The organism is Xenorhabdus szentirmaii DSM 16338 (assembly GCF_002632585.1).
Taxonomy (GTDB): domain Bacteria; phylum Pseudomonadota; class Gammaproteobacteria; order Enterobacterales; family Enterobacteriaceae; genus Xenorhabdus; species Xenorhabdus szentirmaii.
This window is the reverse complement of record NZ_NIBV01000002.1, coordinates 1307280-1331976: the sequence shown is the minus strand read 5'-3', so window position 1 is coordinate 1331976 and position 24697 is coordinate 1307280. Positions and strand designations below refer to the sequence as shown.

Here is a 24697-nt window from a genome sequence, read left to right as displayed (position 1 = left end):
CTCTATTATTGAGCCACCTACTGATTCCTAATGTTTTATTATGTAGAGATCTTTGGCATGGAAGTTATCTAAGGGATCTTTTCCGGTATAACCACCGACATAAGGTTTTATTACACGGGTATTCGCATAGTAAAAGAGGGGAACTATCGCGGAGTCTTTGTCCAATAAAGCATTTGCTTTGGCGTAAGTTTCAATCCGCTCTTCATCTGTTTTTACTTTCAGGGATTGTTTCATTAAGGCATCAAATTCCTTGCTCTTATAATGAGCGGTGTTATTGCTGCTATTGGATAACATGGAATTTAAGAAACTGGAGGATTCGTTATAATCTGCGCACCACCCTGCTCGGGCAAGGTCGTAATTCCCCTGATGGCGGGAATCAAGATAAGTTTTCCACTCTTGATTTTCGAGAGCGACTTCAATACCGATATTTTTTTTCCAAATGGATGCTGCTGCAATTGCCATTTTTTTATGTAGATCTGACGTGTTATACAACAACTTAATTTTCAGTGGATTATCTTTGGTAAATCCTGCTTCTGCCAATAGTTTTTTCGCTTCGTCATTACGCTGCTGCTGATTCATTTTGAACGCCCAGTCTGGTTTTTCATCTTTAAAATCAGCAATAAACGGTGGAGTGAAGCCATAGGCCACTAAATCTCCCTGATTTTTTACCTTATTGGTAATAATATCGCGATCCATGCCCAGCTTCAGTGCAGTACGCACACGGGGATCATTAAATGGTGGTTTCTGGTTATTTATTTCATAAAAATAAGTACATAGATAAGGATTCACTTTCAACTGATCGGGAACTTCTTTTTTCAGTTTTTGGAACAACTCTATAGGCAAATTGTGATACGTCATGTCAATTTCACCCGCACGGTAGCGATTGACATCAGTGACCTCAGATGAAATAGGCAAAACAGTCACCTGATTGATAATGGTATTCTTATTATCCCAATAGTTTGGGCTACGCTCGAGAACAAGGCGCTCATTAATGACCCAATTTTTGACTTTATAAGCGCCATTACCCACAAAATTCTGCGGCTGTGTCCATCTATCACCGTATTTTTCAATTGTTGCACGATGGACAGGCGATGTTGATGTATGTACAAATAACCGGGCCAGATAAGGCACTGACTCACTCAATGTTAATTGTAATGTGTGATTGTCCAGCGCTTTCACACCCAGGGATTCGGGTTTTTGTTGGCCTTTAATAACCTCATCAACATTGAGAAGATGGGCATATTGCATGTAGCTTGCGTAAGGTGATGCGGTATTTGGATCAACCAGTCGACGAAAACTGTACACAAAATCCTGTGCTGTGACAGGGTCACCGTTGGACCATTTAGCCTCTTTGCGCAGATGAAATGTCCAAACTTTAAAATCTTGTTGGCTATCCCAACTTTCTGCCACACCGGGGATAATGTTGCCATCAGGATCATTAATCACCAACGTTTCAAACAAATCTCGGGCAATACCAGATTCAGGTACACCTTCAATTTTATGCGGGTCCAATGATTGAGGTTCTGAGCCATTATTGCGCACTAATACCTGCTTTGAAGCGTCTGCGAGTTGCACTCCAGCGGGAACGTTCGCTGCAAAAGTTTTCCCTGTCACTATTATGCTCAATGCCACAGTAATACCCGCAGCAAGTTTTTTCTTTGTTGTGTTTAACATATTATTTTTACTCCAATTGATATCATCTGACCCGTTAAAGTCATATCCACACATTGGGATGGTTATTATCTGCATCTAACAAGAATTCTTTTGTTCATGGCAAAACAATATTTTTTCAGAAATCAGTTAGTCACCTGTTTGATATACAGATTCTTTAAATCAACCTGATCTAGGGGATCTTTACCTGTTATTCCCCCAACGGTGGGACGAATAAGTCGGACGCTGACACGGTAATAGACAGGAATAATTCCTGAATCGAGATCAAGCTGGAGTTCAGCTTGCTGATAAAGTGCCTTGCGGGTTGCATCATCTTTGGCGACAAGTGCCTGATGAAGATAATTATCAAACGCCTCACTCTGGTAGAAAGCCGTGTTAACACTGCTACTCGACAATAACATGTTCAAAAAAGAAGACGGTTCGTTGTAATCACCGCACCATGTTGATCTGGCAACATCATAATTGCCTTCATGGCGATTCTGGAGAGAGGTTTTCCATTCCTGATTTTGCAGTGTGACCTTTGCGCCAATATTTTTCTGCCACATTGACGCCGCAGCAATAGCTTGTTGTTTATTTTGTTCTGACGTGTTGTACAGCAAGGTAAATTTAAGAGGATTGCTGGCATCAAAACCTGCTTCTTTCAATAACTCCCTTGCCCGTTGATTACGCTGTTCTTGTGTCCAACTTGCCCATTCCGGGTTTATCGTCAGGCCATCACCAATATAAGTCGGAGTAAACCCATACGCAGGAATTTGCCCTTGCCCCATAATTCGTTCCGTAATGATATCCCTGTCAAGACTCAGTTTTATGGCTTCACGGACTCGTCTATCCTTAAATAAAGGGTTTTTATTATTGATTTCATAGTAGAAAGTGCATAAGAAAGGAGAAACGTGCAATTGGTCCGGGATATCCCGTTTCATTTTTTGGTACAGTTCCGGAGGAATGGCACTGTCTGTAATATCAATTTCTCCGCTACGATAACGGTTAACTGTACTGTTCCCAGAAACGACCGGCAGAAAAGTCCCTTTTTCAATAATGGATGCTTTGTTATTCCAATAATGCGCGTTACGGGCTAAAACAATTCGTTCATTGATGACCCACTCTTTCAATACATAAGAGCCATTGCCAATATAGTTTTCCGGCGAAGTCCATTTGTTTCCCCATTTCTCTATGACATCCTGCCTGACAGGTTTCATTGGTGTATGACTTAACATATCAACTAAATAAGGAAGTGGCTGGCTGAGTGTGATTTGGAAACGGTGTTCATCCAATGCCTTGACGCCCAATTGTTCCGGTTTTTTTTTCCCTGTCAGAATATCATTCGCGTTTTGTACATAGGTGTATTGCAAATAACTGGTATAAGGAGAGCCGGTGTTTGGATCAGCAAGACGGCGCCAACTGTAGACAAAATCTTGTGCGGTCACGGGCTTGCCATCGCTCCATTTCGCATCTTTACGTAAATAGAATGTCCAGACTGTATAATTTTCATTATCCCATTTTTCAGCCACACCAGGCACAATTTCGCCATTTGGGCCTGTAGTGACCAAGCCCTCCAATAACTGGCGGAGAATGGTGGTTTCCGGATTTCCTTCAATCTTATGAGGATCCAGTGAAGTTACTTCAACGCCATTATTAATGGTTATTTCTTGTTTTTTGGCTAATGTAACCCCTGCCGGCACCACAGCTGCAAAACTTTGCGTGGCAGGAAAAGACAATAAAGCGATAGTCGAAATCAATTGACTTAATTTTGATGTTTTTTTCGTCATTCCTTGCTCCAATTATCAACAGAAAATGAATTGCCTTGCGTCAGCTTCTTCCGATAATCACCCGTTTCATTAACAAGGTGTGATTACCTTATTAAAAAAATACCCCATATAATAATTGTTATAATATTTTTATAAAATTAATTATGGCATGGTGGGATTTTCGTTATATTTATAAGTAATTCATTCACATTACAAATACAACCAATTGATAATATTGTTTTTTATTTTATATTTTTAATCTGTAAAGCATAGCACCCTATGGCAAAAGAAAATAAACATTATTTTAACAAAAAGCAATTACCACAGAGTAAAAGCCCACCTCCATCACAAAATACCTATACAAGCCTCCAGTCAGGCAGGATTATAAAAAGTAAAATAGTGTGGAAAATCACAGTGTTAGTTTAAGAAAGCAATAGACTGAATTGGAATAAAATATAAACAATAGATTTCAAGAAGATATAGAGATATGAAACAATTAGCTTATTGTACTTTAATTAATCGCAAAGTGGTTAATTATCAAGCAAAAACTTATTATTTAAATAAAATTCAATTTTTATGTTAAAAGGTTAAGCAAATGCATAAATTATTTTATCCATACATCACAATAACCCCGGAAACAAAACCTTTACTCCCATAACAATAAACTCAACACCCAATGACATTAATAATAGTCCCATGATACGAGTGATCACATTAATACCTGTCTGGCCTAAAAATCTGACTAACAAAGATGCTGAACGGAATAGCAGCCAACAACAAAAGGCAAATAACAAACTGGTTAATGCCAGACCAAAATAATTTTGCCATCCTTGATAACGAGCACTCCATACCATACAAGAACTTATCGCTCCCGGCCCGGCCATCAGAGGTAAAGCCAACGGAACAACCGCAACACTGTTTCTGATGGCAGTCTCTGATTTTTCCAGTTTATTTTGTTTATCTTCACCCAACTTACCGTTAATCATCGAGACAGCAATTGTGACGATCAACATTCCACCCGCAATACGGAAAGAGTCAATAGAAATACCAAATACATAAAGGATAGAATCACCAAACAACAATGAAATACATAAGATAATGGCAACAGATAAGTTTGCGATAAAATTTGTGTTATTTCGTCTGGCGGTTGTTTGATAATTCGTCATGCTAATGAATACAGGCAAAACACCTATTGGATTCACCAACGCAAACAATCCCATAAAAAATTTAATATATCCAGAAAGTCCCAACAATGGCTCTCCCACATTTACCTCCTGAAATCAGAAATAAATAAAATCGATAACAACGCTAAAAAATACAGTAAACGCGTTTTTTTTCTTTACGTTAAATCAATTAATTCAATAAATTTAGTCAGAAAATTAATCTCATCATAAAAACCCATTGATTAAGTTAATTAATTGAACCCAGAAAGTTAAATTAATGTTTAACTTTATCTAAGTATTAACTGATCTCCATTTTCACCGAAGAAAGCTGAATTGAGTCAGCTTAATATTTTAATGATCTAAATCACAATAAAAATACCTGTAACTGTTAATCTGAACCTAATTTAATATTTCTGGGCGTTAAATTATTCTTATGTTAATAAAATAATTGGATAGTTTTTTAAGGCAATTAGCAACATTCACAATTAATTAATCAATGATTAATAGTGTGAATCCATCCCTACAATTAACCATCTTGCAGCTAATTTCCTTAGAGAATTTAACAGTTATCAGGAGTCATTTTTATGGTTGTAGCTCAAGTTACCGAACTTAATGAATTAGTTGCTCGTGTAAAAAAAGCCCAACGCGAATTTGCTAATTTCTCTCAGGAACAAGTTGATCGTATTTTTCGTGCCGCGGCACTTGCTGCTGCGGATGCCCGTATTCCACTTGCAAAATTGGCTGTATCAGAGTCCGGCATGGGAATAGTAGAAGACAAAGTCATCAAAAATCATTTTGCGTCCGAATACATTTATAATGCCTATAAAGATGATAAAACCTGCGGTATCTTATCGGAAGACAACACATTCGGAACCATGACTATTGCCGAACCTATCGGCCTCATTTGTGGCATTGTTCCAACCACAAATCCAACATCCACCGCGATTTTCAAGGCATTGATCAGCCTGAAAACACGCAATGGAATTATCTTCTCCCCTCACCCAAGAGCCAAAAAAGCAACGAATCGAGCCGCTGAAATTGTTTTAAAAGCAGCAATTGAAGCAGGTGCACCAAAAGATATTATTGGCTGGATAGATGAGCCTTCTGTTGAGCTATCCAATGCCTTAATGCATCATCCTGACATTAATTTGATTCTGGCAACCGGCGGCCCCGGCATGGTTAAGGCCGCCTATAGTTCAGGAAAACCTGCAATTGGAGTGGGTGCGGGCAATACCCCTGTTGTGATAGATGAATCAGCAGATATCAAGCGCGCCATTGCATCGATCTTACTGTCCAAGACGTTCGATAATGGCGTGATTTGCGCTTCAGAACAATCTGTCATTGTTGTTGATTCCGTTTATGAACAAGTTCGTGAACGTTTTTCAACTCACGGAGGATATATCTTGCAAGGAAAAGAGTTAAAAGCCATTCAAGATATTATCCTGAAAAATGGCGGGTTAAATGCCTCAATTGTGGGACAACCTGCGACAAAAATCGCGGAGATGGCGGGTGTTTGTGTACCGGAAAATACCAAAATTCTCATTGGTGAGGTCACTCAAATCGAAGAGAGCGAGCCTTTTGCCCATGAAAAATTATCGCCTCTTCTTGCCATGTACCGTGGTAAAGATTTTGAAGATGCAGTGGAAAAAGCCGAAAAACTTGTTGAAATGGGCGGAATCGGGCACACCTCATGCCTTTATACAGATCAGGATAACCAAGCGGAACGCATCAGATATTTCGGCAACAAGATGAAGACCGCCCGTATCTTAATCAACACCCCCACATCTCAGGGTGGAATAGGTGATCTGTACAACTTCAAGCTTTCACCTTCCCTGACACTCGGTTGCGGTTCTTGGGGAGGCAATTCCATTTCCGAAAATGTAGGCCCTAAGCACCTGATTAATACAAAAACTGTCGCTAAAAGAGCTGAAAATATGTTGTGGCATAAACTTCCGAAATCAATCTATTTCCGGCGCGGCTCTCTGCCCATCGCCTTGGAAGAAGTAGCCACTGAGGGAGCAAAACGCGCATTCATTGTGACAGATCGCTTCTTATTTAATAACGGCTATGCTGATCAGGTTATCCATGAATTGAAATCTTATGGCACAGAAACTAAAGTGTTTTTCGAAGTTGAGGCCGATCCTACCTTAAGCATTGTTCGCAAAGGTGCAGAGCAAATGCATCTGTTTAAACCCGATGTCATTATTGCCCTTGGTGGCGGCTCTCCTATGGATGCCGCCAAAATTATGTGGGTAATGTATGAACATCCAGAAACTCATTTTGAAGAATTAGCTTTACGCTTTATGGATATCCGCAAGCGTATCTATAAGTTCCCGAAAATGGGTGTGAAGGCCAAAATGGTTGCCATTACCACAACTTCAGGAACAGGCTCGGAAGTCACCCCTTTTGCCGTTGTCACTGATGACATTACCGGGCAGAAATATCCCCTGGCAGACTACGCCTTAACCCCGGATATGGCTATTGTGGATGCTAACCTAGTTATGGATATGCCAAAATCGCTGTGTGCTTTTGGGGGTTTGGATGCAGTAACTCACGCATTAGAAGCTTATGTTTCAGTATTAGCCAATGAATACTCTGATGGTCAGGCGCTTCAGGCACTGAAATTACTGAAAGACTTTTTACCTGCCAGCTACCATGAAGGATCAAAAAATCCTGTCGCCCGTGAACGGGTACATAATGCAGCAACGATAGCAGGCATAGCCTTTGCCAACGCATTTTTGGGTGTCTGTCACTCTATGGCACATAAACTGGGTTCAGAGTTCCATATCCCACATGGTTTGGCGAATGCATTATTAATCTGTAACGTAATTCGTTACAACGCGAATGATAATCCGACAAAACAAACCGCATTCAGCCAATATGATCGCCCACAAGCGCGGCGTCGTTATGCAGAAATTGCAGATTATTTGGGATTAACTTCATCAGGAGATCGAACAGCTGCCAAAATTGAAAAGCTGTTGGCTTGGCTGGAAGAAATGAAAATTCAGTTAGGCATTCCGGCCTCCATTCGTGATACCGGTGTTCAGGAAGCCGATTTTTTGGCAAAAATAGACAAACTGGCCGAAGATGCTTTTGATGATCAATGTACGGGAGCCAATCCACGTTATCCATTAATTTCTGAATTAAAACAACTATTGTTAGATTCATTTTACGGTTATCAATTTACAGAACAGAATCTGACTCAAGAAACAATCAAACCAAATAGAAAAATAATAAGAAATAATAATAAATGATACGCTGATGTAACTTAAAAGGCGCTAAGTTATCCTAGCGCCTTTTCTATTATTTCATTTCTCTTGCTTAATGTTTTATGCTCTATCGATTACCGGAAGCGGCTATTAAGCCTTTTTAATTTTCGCCTCACGAATGACGTCAGAATAGTGTCGGCGGCATACTGAAACGTATTTTTCATTACCCCCTATATCAACTTGTGCACCATCGTAAACAACGTTTCCATCATCGCTAAAACGCAGTACACGGCTTGCTTTTCTTCCACAATGACAAATTGTTTTCAGCTCTACCAATTTATCCGCCCAAGCAAGAAGATATTGGCTTCCACTGAATAACTCTCCCTGAAAATCAGTTCTCAAACCATAACAAAGAACCGGAATATCATCATAGTCTACAATTTCGCAAAGTTGCGAAATGTGTTCTTTAGTCAAAAATTGACACTCATCAATCAAAACACAATGGACTTTTTCCGCCTTATTTTCACTTCTTATAAGTTCAGCAATATTTTTTTCTGGTGAAAACAACAAAGCATCAACAGATAAACCAATACGGGAGCTAACCTTTCCTTTACCGAAACGGTTATCAATTTCCGCTGTAAAAATCAGCGTTCTCATTCCTCTTTCGTTATAGTTATAGGAAGACTGCAATAAGGAAGTCGATTTCCCTGCATTCATGGTGGAATAATAAAAATAAAGCTGAGCCATTGGCCCGTCCATCCTCTTGTCAAATTTAATCAGGCGATATATCACCATAAGTTTAACACAAACTTTGATTGAAATTATCCCTCGTTATTGCTGAATGCCTGTGGGTAGAAAGAAATGAAAATGGATAGAAAAAGATTGCCATCATGATAATCGTCGCGTTTATGCATATAAAATCAGCGCTATAAACACATTTTGCATGACAATTGAACAAGATTAACATCAGAAAAAAAATGTTATTTCACCCACCTTTCTTTGCATATTAATAATCATAGCGCTTTACTTTTGTTCAATTCACTCCCTATAATCATAACTAATGGATTACCCATAAAAAACTTTCATACCAACCTTTCCCTTCAACTTATTTTCAGGCAAACAGTTAACACACCTTGTAGATCGGTTATAAATTAGTTTTATACATTGTAGATTTTCCCTTACTCAACTTTACACTAATCCTCTTCAAAGCTTATTGAGAAATGATAAACCCAATAGCAGAATTAAAACGCAATATATCGATTATCTGAAAAATTGCATTTTAAAATGACATATTTTAGCCCCAGAAAGTAAATTCACTATTGCAGAAAATAAAATAGCATTCTATTATTATCCCTACATCAGCTATCATCATTATAATTTGAGACCAGGACAATGAGCGAAAATTTAAAATCCTTAAATAACATCCGTACCTTGCGCGCGCAAGCAAGAGAATGTGAACTGACTACTTTAGAAGAAATGTTGGAAAAACTTACTACCGTCGTTGAAGAACGTCGTGAAGAAGAAAATCAAGTACGTGTTCAAATGGAAGAGCGTACACGTAAGCTGCAAGAATACCGTGAAATGTTAGAAAAAGACGGCATTGAATTAAGCGACTTAGTAGACGCTTTAAGTGGTAAAGCGACTAGTAAATCTAAGCGTGCTGCTCGTCCAGCTAAGTATTCATACTTTGATGAAGGTGAAACTAAAACTTGGACTGGCCAGGGCCGCACTCCAGCAGTCATCAAGAAAGCAATTGAAGAAGAAGGCAAAAAACTGGAAGATTTCTTAATCTAATCAGTTGCTTTGTTCTCTTAATAACAAAAATACCCTAATGGGGTATTTTTGTTTTATGGTTAATATAACTAACTAGGTTAATTACTGGCTGATGTAAAAAACACCGTGAGCTATATTAGTAACCACGTTACTTTATATTCTCAATGTGATTAAAGAAAAATTTAACACTAACTTAGTTCTTTATTAACATAAAGTTATAAAAAAGGAGCTACACGCTCCTTTTTTTATCTCGTTTATTTATGATAAAAATCCAAATACCAATCAACAAAACGCTTTACCCCATCTTGTACTGGTGTATTTGGTAAAAAACTAATCATGTCGTAAAGTGCGCTGGAATCTGCACACGTTGATAGCACATCCCCATCCTGTATTTCCATGAAGTTTTTCTTCGCTTCAATTCCCAATGAAACTTCAATAGCTTCAATAAAATCGCCTAGCTTTGTTGGTTGACCATTACCAATATTGTAAACACGATATGGCGCAGAGCTGGCTGATATCTCTCCCGCTTCAACAGACCAATTCTTATTAGCCGTGGGAATGATAGCCTGCAATCTAATGATGGATTCAACGATGTCATCAATATATGTGAAATCCCTCACCATATTGCCATAATTATAAACATCTATAGGCTTATCTTCTAACATGGCTTTAGTAAATTTAAATAAAGCCATATCCGGGCGCCCCCACGGGCCATACACAGTAAAAAAGCGAAGACCCGTAGTAGGAAGGTTATAAAGATGAGAATAACTGTGAGACATTAGCTCATCCGCTTTTTTTGTTGCGGCATATAATGAAACAGGATGATCAACAGAATCATTTGTGGAGAATGGCTGCCTTTTATTTAACCCATATACTGAACTGGAAGAGGCATACAATAAATGTTCTACCTGATTATGGCGGCATCCTTCAAGAATATTGATATGACCAACGATATTAGCATCAATATAAGCCATTGGATTTTGTATTGAATAGCGAACACCCGGTTGAGCGCCTAAATGAACGACTCGCTGAAATTGATGTTTCGCGAACAATTCTGGAATAGCCACTCTATCGGCAAGATCTAGCTTTTCAAATTTAAAATTAGAATAAGGGAGTAATAAATTTAATCTCGCCTGCTTCAAATTAACGTCATAATAATCATTAAGGTTATCGATGCCGACAACTTCATGCCCCATATCCAATAGCCGCTGGCTGACATGAAAACCAATAAAACCAGCGGAGCCTGTTACTAAAAATTTCATAAAACAACTCAAATAACCGGATTAATAGAGGCACCACGACCAATGCCATAATAAGTGAATCCACGTAATTGCAGGCGTTCAGGATCATAAAGATTACGGCCGTCAAAAATCACAGGAGTCTTCAGTGAAGATTTAATCACATCAAAATCAGGTGCTCTGAAGTTTTGCCACTCTGTACAAATAATCAAAGCGTCAGCACCTTTTAATGCAGCCTCTTTCGTTCCTGCGAGAAGCAAATCATCACGCTGCCCATAAATACGCTGAGCTTCCTGCATCGCTTCAGGATCATATGCCTGCAATGTTGCCCCACATTCCCATAATGTTTCCATCAGCACACGACTTGAAGCTTCACGCATATCATCCGTATTGGGTTTAAACGACAATCCCCAAATAGCGAATGTTTTGCCAGACAAATCATGACCAAAATGGCATTTTACAAAATCAGGCAGTTTGCTTTTTTGTTTTTCATTCACTTGTTCAACTGCCTGAAGGATTTTAGGTGTATAACCAATTTGCTCAGCAGTCCGGATCAATGCCTGCACATCTTTCGGGAAACATGAACCACCATAGCCACATCCAGGATATATGAAGTGATACCCAATCCGTGAATCAGAACCAATCCCCTGACGCACATTTTCAATATCTGCCCCTAACATCTCTGCCAGATTAGCAATTTCATTCATGAAGCTTATTTTTGTTGCCAACATACAATTAGCAGCATATTTCGTCAGCTCTGCACTGCGAATATCCATGACAATCATGCGATCGTGATTGCGATTAAAGGGTTCATACAATTCACGCATAATATCAACCACGTTATTGTTATCGCAGCCAATAATAATACGTTCAGGACGCATGCAATCAGCAATAGCAGCACCCTCTTTCAAAAATTCAGGATTGGAAACAACGTCAAAAGGAATTTCGACATTGCGTTTTGCCAAAGCCGCTTGCATTGTCGCTCTGACTTTATCTGCTGTACCTACTGGCACTGTAGACTTATCCACAACGACTTTGTAATCCTGCATATTTTCCGCAATCGTCCGGGCTACCGCAGTAACATACTGGAGATCTGCGGAACCATCTTCATCAGGAGGTGTACCTACTGCTATAAATTGTAATTTACCATGGGCAACACCCGCTTTAGCATCTGTTGTAAAATTCAGACGCCCTTCTGCATAATTTTTTTGTACTAAAGGCACCAAACCGGGTTCAAAAATAGGGATCTGGCCATTTTTAAGGTTTTCAACTTTTTTTGCATCCACATCAACACAAAGTACATCATGCCCGACTTCCGCAAAAACAGTTGCTTGTACTAAGCCTACATAACCAATACCAAATACAGTAACTTTCATATCGCACCTTAAATCATAAGTAGACTATTTTTCAATCTGACCTTGCAAATCCATAATCCAATTCGTGAATTCTTTACCCAATTCCTTATGCTTCATGCCATATTCAACAAACGCCTGCATATAGCCCAATTTGTTGCCGCAATCATGGCTGCGACCTTGCAAGTGGTAAGCTTCAACGGATTCTTTTTCCATCAACATCGCAATGGCATCGGTCAATTGTATTTCATCTCCGGCTCCCGGAGCGGTCTTAGCCAATAAAGGCCAGATTTTTTCAGATAATACGTAACGACCAACAATAGACAGGTTGGATGGCGCTTCTTCTGGTTTCGGTTTTTCAACAACACGGGCAATCAGTTTGCTATCACCAGGCTGTAACTCTTCACCCAAACAATCAACAATGCCATAATTTGAAACACTTTCAGCAGGAACAGGTTCAACCAGAATTTGGCTGACTCCGGTAGTATTAAAGCGGGATAACATTTCGCTCAAATTATATTTAGACAAATTTGTACTGTATTCATCCAAAATAACATCAGGCAAAATAACAGCAAACGGCTCATCACCAATAAGTGGCTTAGCGCATAACACCGCATGCCCCAATCCTTTAGCAATTCCTTGGCGAGTTTGCATGATTGTGACATGCCTTGGGCAAATAGACTGTATCTCATCTAATAACTGGCGCTTTACCCTTTTTTCCAGAATGGCTTCCAGTTCAAAACTAGTGTCAAAATGGTTTTCAATAGAGTTCTTAGATGAATGTGTCACCAGAATAATTTCATTGATGCCTGCTTTGATACATTCATTAACAACATATTGGATAAGAGGTTTATCTACTAAAGGAAGCATCTCTTTAGGGATGGCTTTAGTGGCTGGCAACATCCGAGTACCCAAACCCGCAACCGGTATAACCGCCTTTTTTACCGTTTTATTTATTACTGACATTACTTTGTCTCCTACCGCCATGTTGTCACTGATAAGATCCCGCACAGATTAAACAATAGCACTAACTCACTGAAAAAACTGTGTGCGTAAAAAAACCGCACCCTAAAAAATAATGCGCAGAGTATACCAGCTAATTCAACCAGATATACAATACGTAAGTGTCTAATCACATTCCGATCATTTTATGTTTCATATCAAGATGAAATGCTGCATAAATGTTATAAAATCACGGCTGGGATGGTGAAGAAAACATCAGTTTTATTTGATTTTCGTTATCCCATATTTTGCATTGCCAGAAAGAGCGACTTTCCCGATCCTGATTTGGATTAATTATCTTTAATGAATCATAACGTGAGCCTTTCTCTAATTGTTTTTGACAACCACCCAGTTTCACATCTGCATTTAACCCAACTGATGATAATAAAATGGTTTTATTATCGGTGTTATAATAGCCCAACAGTAATGGGAGCGATTCCGACGCTCTCCCATCACGCATTGTTCTTTTCAAGTTGCTCATACTTTTTTGCATATCCGGTATACCATTGTTTTTATAAGCACTCATTCTCTTCAACAAATCATTAAAAGCCACCCTCAGCAATAATGCTGAGAGCCACCCTCTGCCCTTTGAATAACTAATATCAAGGCAATAAAACATTATTTCCTTTTCAGATAAGGTTGTAACATCAAAAACCAATCCTGGTTTACCCACGGTATTCAGTAGACGATAATTTACCCTACAGTTAGCAATGATCTGTGATACAGGGGGCTGTAGTTGCTTTAACAAGCGCCATGCAATGGCTGCATTTTGTTGCAGTATCATCAACTCTTGATCTAAACGCTTACGTTCCATCGCTTCGAAAGCCGATAAATCCGGATTCAAATAATTTAATGCTATCTTCTTTATTTCATTGAAATTAGATATTGGTTTTAACAAAATATCTTTGGCACCAAGACGTAATGCATTATCTATTTGCATCATTTTATTTGTTGCAGAAACAATAATTATAGGAATAGTCTCTCCTTTTATTGTCATCCGCTTAATAAATTCAAGCCCATTCATGATGGGCATATTCAAATCACAGAAGATGAGCTCCGGTGTAGTTTCTGTTTCTACCTTCCGTAATGCCATTTCTCCATTTGATGCGCATGTTATTATTGCCCCCAGAGAGTTCAAATAATCAGCGAGTGAAGAACAAAACACAGGTTCATCTTCTATCACTAATATCTTCTTGCCTCTTAATACCTTTTCCATAACGCAGGCCTCTTCAAACATTGCGACCATTGCCCATATTCAAGTATCATCACCTGATGATAACCCATAGCAGGTCAGTACCATTTACACTCTTACATGTCTTTTCAATACTGCTCATATTAACAGCAATCACTTTGAATAATTGGAGTTATTTTGACAAAAATTTGTCCCTGCGGCAGCAGATTAGATTTCGCTCATTGCTGTAATCTTTATATCGATAATAATCACCCAACCCCCAATGCCGAAGCGTTGATGCGTTCCAGATATAGCGCTTATGTCACACAAAATACAGATTACCTTATCTCATCCTGGCATCCTGATTGTCAGGCTGAAAATTTCAGGACAGAAATAGAACAAAGTTTCATAGGTGTACAATGGTTGGGATTAAATATCCTCGAAACGAAGCAAGGCAAGCATAATAATGAAGCCTATGTCGAATTTTCAGCTTGCTTTCTTGAACAAGGAAAGCAAGATAGGCAACTGATTTATGAGCGCTCGCGTTTTTTGCGTATTGATCAACATTGGTTTTACATTGACGGGGTTCGTCCCCAACTGGGCCGTAATAGCCCTTGTCCATGTGGTTCTGGCAAAAAATACAAGAAGTGCTGTAGCTAAATCTCTATTGCGTATTAACCACAATAATTCACACACAGTTATTCAAACATAATCTTTCAAACACAATGAAGATAATTTAAGGATCTCGCAATCCATGCAAAATGCAAACATACAGAAAAAAATCTTGCGTACAATTTGTCCTGATGCCAAAGGATTAATCGCGAAAATCACAAATATTTGTTATAAGCATCAATTAAATATTGTTCAGAACAATGAATTTGTAGATCACCGTACCGGTCGTTTTTTTATGCGTACAGAGCTAGAAGGGATTTTCAATGATGAAACCTTTCTTGCCGATCTTGACGATGCTCTGCCGACAGGTTCAAGCCGTGAATTAAATACTGCTGGCCATCGCCGCATTGTCATCATGGTAACAAAAGAAGCGCATTGTATTGGCGATATTCTGGTAAAAAGTGCCTACGGCGGGCTGGATGTAGAAATTGCAGCCGTTATTGGCAATCATACCACCTTGCAACATTTGGTTGAGCAATTTGGCATTCCATTCCATTACATCAGCCATGAGGGGTTAACCCGAGAGCAGCATGATGAAGCATTGATGGCGCAAATTGACCAATATAAACCTGACTATGTTGTGCTCGCTAAGTATATGCGAGTTCTGACACCTGCATTTGTACAGCATTATCCAAACCAAATCATCAACATTCACCACTCATTCTTACCCGCATTCATTGGTGCTCGTCCCTATCATCAGGCTTATGAACGTGGTGTAAAGATTATCGGTGCGACAGCTCACTATGTGAATGATAATTTGGATGAAGGGCCAATCATCACTCAAGATGTCATCAATGTGGATCATACTTACACCGCTGAAGAGATGATGAGAGCTGGGCGGGATGTAGAAAAAAATGTGCTGAGCCAGGCATTGCACTCCGTTTTTTCGCAGCGAGTCTTTGTATACGGCAATCGTACTGTGATTCTTTGATTAGCCACAAAATGCTTTGAAATAGAATAAAATCTGCCCATTGGGTTTAAAAAAACAGCGAACGATACTTTATTTTCAATTAACTACTTTACAGCGGCGGTTTATTTGATATTATTCCGTCCGCTGCCAACGGCAGTGAGAAACAAAAAAATTTGGTGGGGTTCCCGAGCGGCCAAAGGGAGCAGACTTCGAAGGTTCGAATCCTTCCCCCACCACCATTCAAACGTAATCCCTTTCTCCCAAGAAACACAAAAAATCTCATCAAAACAAGTTACATCACTCTAAAATCGTTTATGACAATGTCATATTTATCAGTGAAAAAATGGACAGATTGTTATTCACTTTCAAGAGGAAACAAAATTAATAATCACCTTGGTGTTTTGCAGACATTTTATGTGGATGGGATATCAATAGCGGAGCTAAAAATTTAACAAGTTCGGCTCCGCTTATGCAATCGATTACTCCATATCGCTGACAGAGTCGATGAAACGATTTAGTACACTTGAATGAGACTTTGATTTGTAAACATAACACTGACTGATTGCATCAGATCGCGGTATTTGCATAAAGCCCAAACTTTCACCTTCTTCCAATGCACCGGAATGGGAATCGGTAATAAAAATATAATCCGTTGACTGAATAAAATTAAGGCAGCATTCTATATTATCCATCTGTCTAATATTAACTTTCTCGCCATTCCTGATCATTTCCTCTTCTAAATTCTTTATCAAATTACCTTTATAGAGGACTGGATCACATAACCATGTTCTCTTTTTCAGCAATTGAGTAAAATCTCCGTGAACTTCGTCTAATAGTTCTTTACGGCAGCAGATCCCCAAATTCGGTCCATCAATTTTCCGTACAAGACTAAATCGGTCACTGAGCACTTTCTCTGAACTTAAAATTATCGTATTGCCCTCATAGTCGACTATTTCATCAATGTTATCATAACTGAAGCGTAATATATTTACCTGAGCATTATTTCTTTCAGCTGCTTTGTAAAGCGAAATCAGATGCTTTTTCTTACCCCAATCATGGTATATGTTTACAACATTACAAATACTTCCACTAATGTGTTTCTTTGTAATTTCTTTCTCTTTCAAATAGAGCTCTTTTAGGTCATTATATAACTCCACTCCGTCTTTGGTCAGAATCATCCCAAACTTCTCCCTTTTGAATAAGCGTTTTCCTAACGTCGCCTCGAAGTCTTTAATTGATTTAGCGACTGGGGGAGTAGTACGGTTCATCACTCTTGCCGCTTTACTTAAAGAACCCATTTCCACCACCGCCATGAATGCTTCTAATTTACGAGAAAAAAACATAATTCACCGTTCCTATATAACTTGTGGCTAAAGTAATTTCCTTGAAATGGCCTTCTCATCAGGTAACCGCTAAATCAAACTTGATATTATGAAGGTATAATTTTGTACAATAAAAATTGCTATTTTTCAAATGGCATTTATATGAAATGCCAGCCCCTGATGCAATAATGCGGTTTAGTTGGATTTATATTATCCAACTATTTCATGATGAATATTCCACCGTGATTGCAAGCCGTTAATAAATATAATCCGACTTACACGTTCAATTTTCTATCAGAGATTGATTAACTCTTCTACTTTTTCATTAATTAATTTTTGTAACACTTGTCATAAAATAAATTTCAAGTATAAAAACCCTCACATAAAATTATAATGCCATATGTTAAATATAACATATTTTTACTAGTAGACCATTATATATGCATTAATTCATTACTTATTAATTTTATGGTTTTTATTATTAAAAAAAGATTCAATACTCTAAATTTTGGCTAACGAGAGTATTATACTCAATATAATATGACATATAGGAGTAAAATAGAGAAATATCAAGTCAATCAGATAAAATTTATTATTTAATAAATAGTTACATCTTTATTTATATCTGTTAACATTAAAAAATTAGCATATTACAAAGGTGATTATAACTTTATGAAATTTATATCATTCAATATTAATGGGCTGCGGGCACGTCCCCATCAACTCGCTGCTATCGTTGAACAACACCAACCTGATGTTATCGGATTGCAAGAAATAAAAGTCCATGATGAAATGTTTCCCTTAGAAGATGTCAGTAAATTGGGGTATCATGTTTTCTATCATGGTCAGAAATCGCACTATGGTGTTGCTTTGCTTACCCGCCAAAAACCCGTTGCGGTCCGCAAAGGTTTCCCTTCCGATGAAGATGATGCACAACGTCGCATTATTATGGCTGATATCGAAACGCCTCGCGGTTTATTAACGGTAATAAATGGCTATTTTCCACAAGGTGAAAGCCGCGAACATCCGGTAAAATTTCCAGCGAAAGAAAAATTCTATCGGGATTTGCAATCCTATCTGGAAAATCATCATTCACCAGAATCACACATCCTGATTATGGGAGACATGAATATCAGCCCAACAGATCTCGATATCGGGATAGGTGAAAATAATCAAAAACGCTGGCTAAAAACGGGTAAATGCTCTTTCTTGCCTGAAGAAAGAGACTGGATGGAACATCTCAAAAACTGGGGATTAATCGATACATTCCGGCAGCAATATCCCGAAATTAATGATCAATTTTCTTGGTTTGACTATCGTTCAAAAGGTTTTGACGATAACCGTGGATTACGCATTGATTTATTACTTGCCAGCCGGCCATTAGCAGATCGCTGTGTCTCTTCTGGTATCGATTATGCTATTCGCAGCATGGAAAAACCGTCCGATCATGCCCCTGTCTGGGCAGAATTTGAAATGTAACTGTCTATACCCAATGGATTTCAAGTTGCATCGTGGCGGCGGCAAAAGAGTGAATCCCCGGAAGTATAGATAACCGGCTATTTATAAAAACGGTAATCCAGGTGAATGAACGCAGCCAACAAAGAGGCAGCTTGAAAGACGCAGGGTATAAATATGAAATACAGCACCATAATTAATGGTGCTGTTATATTATTTTTTATTACACCTGCTTGTTTTTATCTTTCTTTTCCTTACTGGTACTGCTTTTTGCCGACTTCCCCTTCCCTTTTTTATTTTTCACAGGAACCGGAGGCAAGTCTTTAAACGCTTTCAAATTACGATATTGTTTTGCCTGCCAGATTAATTGTTGCAATGTTTCTTGCAGGGGCAACATAAAATCCTGATAACGAAATTGCTTTTCGCTGATTTGCGTCAATCGCGCTTCCCAGTGAGCCGTCATATCGGGCAATACTGCCATGTCTGGCAAAACATGGATCAACGCCCGCCCGGCAGGGGTTGCATGAATATTGCGCCCTTTTTTGTATAAGAATTCGCGCTTGAACAAGAGTTCAATAATCCCCGCCCGAGTCGCTTCCGTACCCAATCCATCCGTTGCTCGCAGCACTTTCTTCAAGGCTTTGTCTTGCACGAATCGGGCTATTCCTGTCATTGCAGACAATAATGTCGCATCCGTAAAAGGTCTTGGTGGTTGTGTTTGTCTTTCCACCACTTCACCTTTCTCACAAAACAGTTCATCTCCCTTGGCAACTACCGGTAATGGCGTTCCTTCATTTTCTTCATCCCTTTCTTTGCTGCCAAGTAAAGCCCTCCAACCGGCTTCAGCCATAAAACGAGCTTTAGCAATAAATTTGCCACCGGCAATCTCAAGCTCAATCGTACATTTCCGGAATATGGCATCAGGAAAAAATTGCATCATATATTGTCTGGCAATCAAGCTATAAATCTGACTTTCATTTTCTGTCAGATTAGCCTGACTACTGCGGGCAGTAGGAACTATCGCATGGTGAGCATCAACTTTCTTATCATCCCAACAACGGTTCTTTTTCTCAATATCCAATGCATCTTGTGGCAACAAATGTGCAGCATGCACTGAAATAGCATTCAACACTGCATGACGCCCGGCAAAGTGTTCTTCCGGCAAGTAACGACTGTCAGAACGCGGATAAGTAATCAATTTATGGGTTTCATATAATCGCTGGCAGATATCAAGGACATCTTGGGCGCTCAGCCCCAAACGTTTGGCCGCTTCAATCTGCAAAGAGGAAAGAGAGAATGGCAATGGGGCGACTTCTGATTCCCGTTTATCCTGATACGCAGTGACATTCGCAGGCTGACCCTCAATACGGGCCACAACATGCTCAGCCAATGTCCGGCGAATAATCCTTCCTTCTTCATCCTGAAAATCAACGCAGGATTCACTGGGCTGCCATAAAGCAGTAAACCGCTCTTCATTGGGTGTGATGACATGCGCTTTGACTTCAAAGAAATCTTTCGGCACAAAATGCTCTATTTCTTCATCCCGACGAACAACCAAACCTAACACAGGAGTCTGGACACGTCCGACCGACAACACCCCCTGATAGCCCGCATTCTGGCCTAATAGCGTGTAGGCCCGGGTCATATTGATCCCGTATAGCCAATCGGCTCTGGCTCTGGCAAGCGCAGAAACACACAACGGAATAAATTCCCGGTTACTTCTCAATCGCGCCACCGCTTTTGTCACTGCCTGCGGATTCAGGTCATTAATCAAACAGCGTTGAACATTTTGCTTTTTTTCAGCATCCAACTCCAAAAAATCCAGCACCTCATCCACTAAAAGCTGCCCTTCACGATCAGGGTCACCCGCATGGACAATCTCACTCGCCTTTCCTAACAAGGATTTGATCGTATTGAGTTGTTTAGTTACTGCCTCCCGGGGTTTTAACTGCCATTTTTCGGGAATGATCGGCAAATCTGCCAATACCCAGCGCAAATAACGGCCATCGTAGGCGCCGGGTTCAGCTTGTTCCAATAGATGGCCAACACACCAAGTCACAAATTGGTTGTTGCCACACTCAATGAAGCCATCTCCACGGCGGTGAGGTTTCGGTAAAACATCGGCTATCGCTCGTGCGAGACTTGGTTTTTCTGCAATAAAAAGGCGCATGATTCAATGATTACAAGTAAAAATAAAATATACTGTCAGCACATCATGTTATGTAAATTATCATTCAAATAAAAATAAAAAGGTACAATCCCAAATAGCCAATAAAAATATCCTGACAAACCTGTCAAGATAGCTATTTCAATCAGGATAACGATTAATTTTTAAATGATATCAATACCCTGTTCGGGTCTGGCTCAGTCAGTTCACCAATCGCAATCAAATCTATGTCATGGCCTCGTGCGATGGTCTTCACCTTTTCCACTGCATCCGGCAATACAGCCAATAACAATCCGCCTGATGTTTGTGGGTCACACAGAAGAGAACGCTGGTGATCCGTCATCTCTTCGATTAAGTGCCCGTAACTGTCAAAATTGCGCCCTGTTCCGCCAGGAACGCAACCTTTTTCAATGTAAGCATCAACCTCTGGCAATGTGGGTATCTGTGAGAACGTGAGCATTGCCTGAACCCCCGATCCTTCACAAATCTCACTCAAATGACCTAACAAACCAAAACCAGTCACATCCGTCATCGCTGTAATGCCATCAATTTGTGCAAAATCCGTTCCTGCTTTATTCAGCTGGCACATAATAGCTTTTGCAGCACCCTGATGTTCAGGTTGGAGCAAACCTTTTTTTTCAGCGGTCGTCAATATACCAATACCTAAAGGCTTAGTCAGGAACAAAAGACTCCCGGCTTTTGCCTGATTGTTGCGTTTCACTCGTTCAATATCGATAATCCCCGTCACTGCCAGACCGAAGATAGGCTCAGGAGCATCAATAGAATGCCCGCCAGCAAGAGAAATACCGGCTTCTTTGCAAACAGCCCGGCCTCCTTCTATCACTTCTCGCGCAATTTCCGGGGGCAATTTAGCAACGGGCCACCCTAAAATGGCAATCGCCATGATTGGCCTTCCTCCCATTGCATAAATGTCACTGATAGCATTAGTCGCAGCGATACGGCCAAAATCAAACGGGTCATCCACAATCGGCATAAAAAAGTCTGTAGTACTAATGATGCCGGTACCATTGCCAATATCATACACGGCAGCATCATCACGGCTTTCATTACCTACCAATAGGTTAGGATCGAAGAATTTTGCCTGTTCACTGTACGGAACACTTTCATGAAGTATGGTTTCCAGCACCTTAGGTGAGATTTTGCAACCACACCCGGCACCGTGGCTATATTGAGTCAGACGGATTTCAGTCGACATTGCTCACTCCTGATTAGAAGTAACTCACAAAATTAGTCAAATCTGGCATTGATACTTTTGTTGGCGCTTTAAGTACGGGGGTTCCCAAGTAGAGGAATCCCACAATTTTATCATCCTCTCCACATCCCAGGCCGGCTTTGACAACAGGATCTTCTGTCCATGAACCCGAACGCCATATGCCGCCAAATCCTTGCGCCACCGCAGCCATTTGCATGGCATGAACCGCACAACCAGCCGCAACTACCTGTTCCCATGCAGGCACTTTCGCATGTTCGACCACTTTCGCAATAACAGTGATAATCATCGGAGCACGGTAAGGTGCATTTTTGGCTTTCTCTTCGACTTCTTCCCCTAACTTCCCCTCTACTGCGGCTTTCTCCAGCAATTGGCTGAATTTATCAATTCCTTCCCCTTTCATCACGACAAAATGCCAAGGACGCAGTGCCCCGTGGTCAGGTGCTCTCATTCCCGCTGCCAAAATGTGTTGTAATACATCGCCTTCCGGGGCTGGCGTCGTTAAACGTGCGACTGAACGACGATTCAATAAAAGATCCAAAGCATTCATGCTGTTCTCCTGAATAAAGTAATCTGACACGGGTTACCATTCTCTGTTTATTTGTTAACGAATAAAAGCAAAGAAAACATTTTTTCGATGATCAACGTGATTTTCAGCTGACATTTGCAAATGAGCTGATTAGGATACCCTCATTTGATCCCATAATTGGAGACAATATGCGTATTCTATGGAATTTTATAGCAGCAATATTTAAATGGAGTTGGAGACTGCTAAATTTTGTCCGCCAACTGATTTCTAACCTGATTTTTATCCTACTGATTGTTGTAATCGCTGTTTTTTTCGTCGGTTACAAGCAACAGTCTCTATCCGATGATGACTATAAAGGGGCACTGTATGTGAATTTATCCGGTGTCGTTCTTGATCAGGTATCAGCTAAAAACCCACTCGGGCAATTAGAGAAAAGTCTATTTGGCGCTTCCGGCAACAATGATCAAGAAACGTCTCTGTTCGACATTGTTGACAGTATCCGCCGCGCAAAAAACGATCCCAAAATTAACGGAATGGTATTGAAATTGAATGATTTTGTGGGATCAGATCAACCTTCCATGAAATATATTGGCAAAGCAATTAATGAATTTAAGGCGACGGGTAAACCCGTTTTTGCAATTGGTGATAATTACACTCAATCACAATATTATTTAGCCAGTTTTGCGAATGAAATATACCTGTCTCCACAAGGTGCTGTTGATATCCATGGCTTAACCACCAACCATTTATACTACAAAACACTATTAGATTCGCTGAAAGTTTCCACTCATATTTTCCGTGTAGGCACTTATAAATCTGCTGTAGAGCCTATGTTACGGGATAATATGTCTGAAGAAGCACGTGAAGCTGATAGCCTCTGGCTCAACGAGATTTGGGACAGCTACTTAAATACGATAGCAGCCAATAGACATATTCCTGCCAATCAAGTTTTCCCGGGTTCAGCCCAATTTGTTGAAAAACTCCGTCAAGTTGGTGGTGACTTTGCGCAGTATGCATATCAAAACAAACTGGTGAACTATATTGAACCAAACAGTATCGTTGAAAAAAGAATGAAAGATGTTTTTGGTTGGGATGAAGAACAAAAACATTTCAATTACATCAGCATCCATGACTACATTGCCCGAAAACCATTGCAAGATTCAAGCCACAATAAGGGCAACATAGCGGTCATCATTGCAGAAGGTACTCTTTCAATAGGTCAACAGGCATCTGATGTTGCCGGAAGTGATACTATTGTTGAACAGCTCCGTGCCGCTCACAGTAATCCCGATATAAAAGCGATTGTATTGCGCGTAAATAGCCCTGGCGGCAGTATCGGTGCATCCGAAATCATTCGTGCTGAACTTAATGCAATCCGTGAAGATAAAGCCAATAACGGTAAAAATACAAAACCTATTGTTGTTTCAATGGGAGGACTGGCGGCATCAGGTGGGTACTGGATATCCACGCCGGCTGATTACATTATTGCTGATCCGAACACATTGACCGGTTCCATTGGCGTCTTTGGTATCGTACAGACCTTTGAAAAAACGCTGGATCACATTGGCGTGAACACCGACGGCGTTTCAACAACCTCATTGGCAAATATTTCCGCAACCAAAGGGCTTAATCAGATTTATTCCGATGTCATCCAGCTGTCTATTGAAAACGGCTACAGCAAGTTTATTAGCTTGATTGCAAAAGCACGTAACCAATCTGAAGACGACATCAAAAATATTGCTCAAGGGCGTGTGTGGAGTGGCCTTGATGCCAAAAAACACAATTTGGTTGATCAATTGGGTGATTTTGATGATGCCGTCAAAAAAGCGGCTGAATTGGCAGGTATCAAAGATGCCTCTTTAAACTGGATGCTACCTTCATTGTCCTTCCCTGAAAGAATGATGTTGGGGCTAACGTCATCAGCACAGGCCATGTTGCCAAATATGTTTCAGGCCATGCTACCGGCTCCGTTGACTCAGGCAACACAAGATCTGAAAAAACAAGCCGCGTTTTATAATAATTTGAACGACCCGCAAAATATCTATACATACTGCTTGAATTGTACCGATGTTCGTTAGAAACCACTG

The 24697-nt window shown here is 40.0% G+C and carries 18 protein-coding genes and 1 tRNA gene; 7 read left to right on the top strand and 12 right to left on the bottom strand.

Translation table 11 applies throughout. The features are described 5' to 3' along the window. Positions 1 to 27: 27 nt before the first annotated feature. The 3 genes from oppA to Xsze_RS15845 form a co-directional block, all read right to left on the bottom strand. On the bottom strand, positions 28 to 1674 hold the full coding sequence (gene oppA / locus Xsze_RS15855; protein ID WP_038233675.1) for an oligopeptide ABC transporter substrate-binding protein OppA: 1647 nt from the start codon (positions 1672 to 1674) through the stop codon (positions 28 to 30). Positions 1675 to 1796: 122 nt separating this feature from the next. Beyond that, positions 1797 to 3437 carry an ABC transporter substrate-binding protein gene (locus tag Xsze_RS15850; protein ID WP_099139146.1) on the bottom strand — a complete coding sequence of 547 codons (1641 nt, stop codon included), beginning with the start codon at positions 3435 to 3437 and terminating at the stop codon, positions 1797 to 1799. A 599-nt stretch (positions 3438 to 4036) separates the two neighbouring features. After that, complete coding sequence (locus Xsze_RS15845; RefSeq protein ID WP_038233678.1) at positions 4037 to 4681, bottom strand: YchE family NAAT transporter; 645 nt, start codon at positions 4679 to 4681, stop codon at positions 4037 to 4039. Between the two features lie 482 nt (positions 4682 to 5163). Between Xsze_RS15845 and adhE the strand changes: the two genes are divergently transcribed. Beyond that, entirely contained in the window at positions 5164 to 7833 is a 2670-nt protein-coding gene (gene adhE / locus Xsze_RS15840) for a bifunctional acetaldehyde-CoA/alcohol dehydrogenase (protein WP_038233681.1), read from the top strand. A 105-nt stretch (positions 7834 to 7938) separates the two neighbouring features. Here the strand turns inward: adhE and Xsze_RS15835 are convergent, their stop codons facing one another. Continuing rightward, positions 7939 to 8535 carry a thymidine kinase gene (locus Xsze_RS15835; RefSeq protein WP_038233684.1) on the bottom strand — a complete coding sequence of 199 codons (597 nt, stop codon included), beginning with the start codon at positions 8533 to 8535 and terminating at the stop codon, positions 7939 to 7941. Positions 8536 to 9180: 645 nt separating this feature from the next. Between Xsze_RS15835 and Xsze_RS15830 the strand changes: the two genes are divergently transcribed. After that, positions 9181 to 9582: an H-NS family histone-like protein gene (locus Xsze_RS15830; protein ID WP_038233686.1), complete on the top strand. Its 402-nt coding sequence runs from the start codon at positions 9181 to 9183 to the stop codon at positions 9580 to 9582. Between the two features lie 233 nt (positions 9583 to 9815). On the opposite strand, the gene Xsze_RS15825 is transcribed toward Xsze_RS15830, so the two are convergent. From Xsze_RS15825 to rssB, 4 genes are all read right to left on the bottom strand, one after another. After that, positions 9816 to 10823 (bottom strand): NAD-dependent epimerase, encoded by a 1008-nt coding sequence (locus tag Xsze_RS15825; protein ID WP_038233689.1) that lies wholly within the window; start codon positions 10821 to 10823, stop codon positions 9816 to 9818. A gap of 8 nt (positions 10824 to 10831) precedes the next feature. Next, positions 10832 to 12175 carry a UDP-glucose dehydrogenase family protein gene (locus tag Xsze_RS15820; protein ID WP_038233692.1) on the bottom strand — a complete coding sequence of 448 codons (1344 nt, stop codon included), beginning with the start codon at positions 12173 to 12175 and terminating at the stop codon, positions 10832 to 10834. A gap of 24 nt (positions 12176 to 12199) precedes the next feature. After that, a complete protein-coding gene (gene galU, locus Xsze_RS15815) occupies positions 12200 to 13117 on the bottom strand; it encodes a UTP--glucose-1-phosphate uridylyltransferase GalU (protein ID WP_038233695.1) in 918 nt (305 codons plus the stop codon). Positions 13118 to 13343: 226 nt separating this feature from the next. Beyond that, positions 13344 to 14369 (bottom strand): two-component system response regulator RssB, encoded by a 1026-nt coding sequence (gene rssB / locus Xsze_RS15810; protein ID WP_038234099.1) that lies wholly within the window; start codon positions 14367 to 14369, stop codon positions 13344 to 13346. Positions 14370 to 14522: 153 nt separating this feature from the next. Here rssB and Xsze_RS15805 point away from each other — a divergent pair, with 153 nt between their 5' ends. The 3 genes from Xsze_RS15805 (at position 14523) to Xsze_RS15795 (ending at position 16145) form a co-directional block, all read left to right on the top strand. Then, positions 14523 to 14984 (top strand): YchJ family protein, encoded by a 462-nt coding sequence (locus Xsze_RS15805; protein WP_038233699.1) that lies wholly within the window; start codon positions 14523 to 14525, stop codon positions 14982 to 14984. A gap of 94 nt (positions 14985 to 15078) precedes the next feature. Continuing rightward, positions 15079 to 15927, top strand: coding sequence for a formyltetrahydrofolate deformylase (gene purU, locus Xsze_RS15800; RefSeq protein ID WP_038233701.1), 849 nt, complete (start codon positions 15079 to 15081; stop codon positions 15925 to 15927). A gap of 154 nt (positions 15928 to 16081) precedes the next feature. Next, a tRNA-OTHER gene (locus tag Xsze_RS15795) sits at positions 16082 to 16145 on the top strand. Between the two features lie 240 nt (positions 16146 to 16385). Here the strand turns inward: Xsze_RS15795 and Xsze_RS15790 are convergent. Next, positions 16386 to 17249 (bottom strand): helix-turn-helix domain-containing protein, encoded by an 864-nt coding sequence (locus Xsze_RS15790; RefSeq protein ID WP_038233703.1) that lies wholly within the window; start codon positions 17247 to 17249, stop codon positions 16386 to 16388. 651 nt (positions 17250 to 17900) lie between these two features. Here Xsze_RS15790 and xthA point away from each other — a divergent pair. Beyond that, entirely contained in the window at positions 17901 to 18707 is an 807-nt protein-coding gene (gene xthA, locus Xsze_RS15785) for an exodeoxyribonuclease III (RefSeq protein ID WP_038233705.1), read from the top strand. 199 nt (positions 18708 to 18906) lie between these two features. Here xthA and Xsze_RS15780 read toward each other — a convergent pair whose 3' ends face one another. The 3 genes from Xsze_RS15780 to Xsze_RS15770 all read right to left on the bottom strand — a co-directional run bounded on the left by Xsze_RS15780 (position 18907) and on the right by Xsze_RS15770 (position 22631). Further along, positions 18907 to 20853 carry a DNA topoisomerase III gene (locus Xsze_RS15780; RefSeq protein ID WP_038233707.1) on the bottom strand — a complete coding sequence of 649 codons (1947 nt, stop codon included), beginning with the start codon at positions 20851 to 20853 and terminating at the stop codon, positions 18907 to 18909. Positions 20854 to 21007: 154 nt separating this feature from the next. Continuing rightward, on the bottom strand, positions 21008 to 22066 hold the full coding sequence (gene selD / locus Xsze_RS15775) for a selenide, water dikinase SelD (RefSeq protein ID WP_038233709.1): 1059 nt from the start codon (positions 22064 to 22066) through the stop codon (positions 21008 to 21010). Between the two features lie 13 nt (positions 22067 to 22079). Continuing rightward, entirely contained in the window at positions 22080 to 22631 is a 552-nt protein-coding gene (locus Xsze_RS15770; protein WP_038233711.1) for an NAD(P)H nitroreductase, read from the bottom strand. A gap of 167 nt (positions 22632 to 22798) precedes the next feature. Between Xsze_RS15770 and sppA the strand changes: the two genes are divergently transcribed. Next, positions 22799 to 24688, top strand: a complete 1890-nt coding sequence (gene sppA / locus Xsze_RS15765; RefSeq protein WP_038233713.1) for a signal peptide peptidase SppA — start codon at positions 22799 to 22801, stop codon at positions 24686 to 24688. Positions 24689 to 24697: the final 9 nt, after the last annotated feature.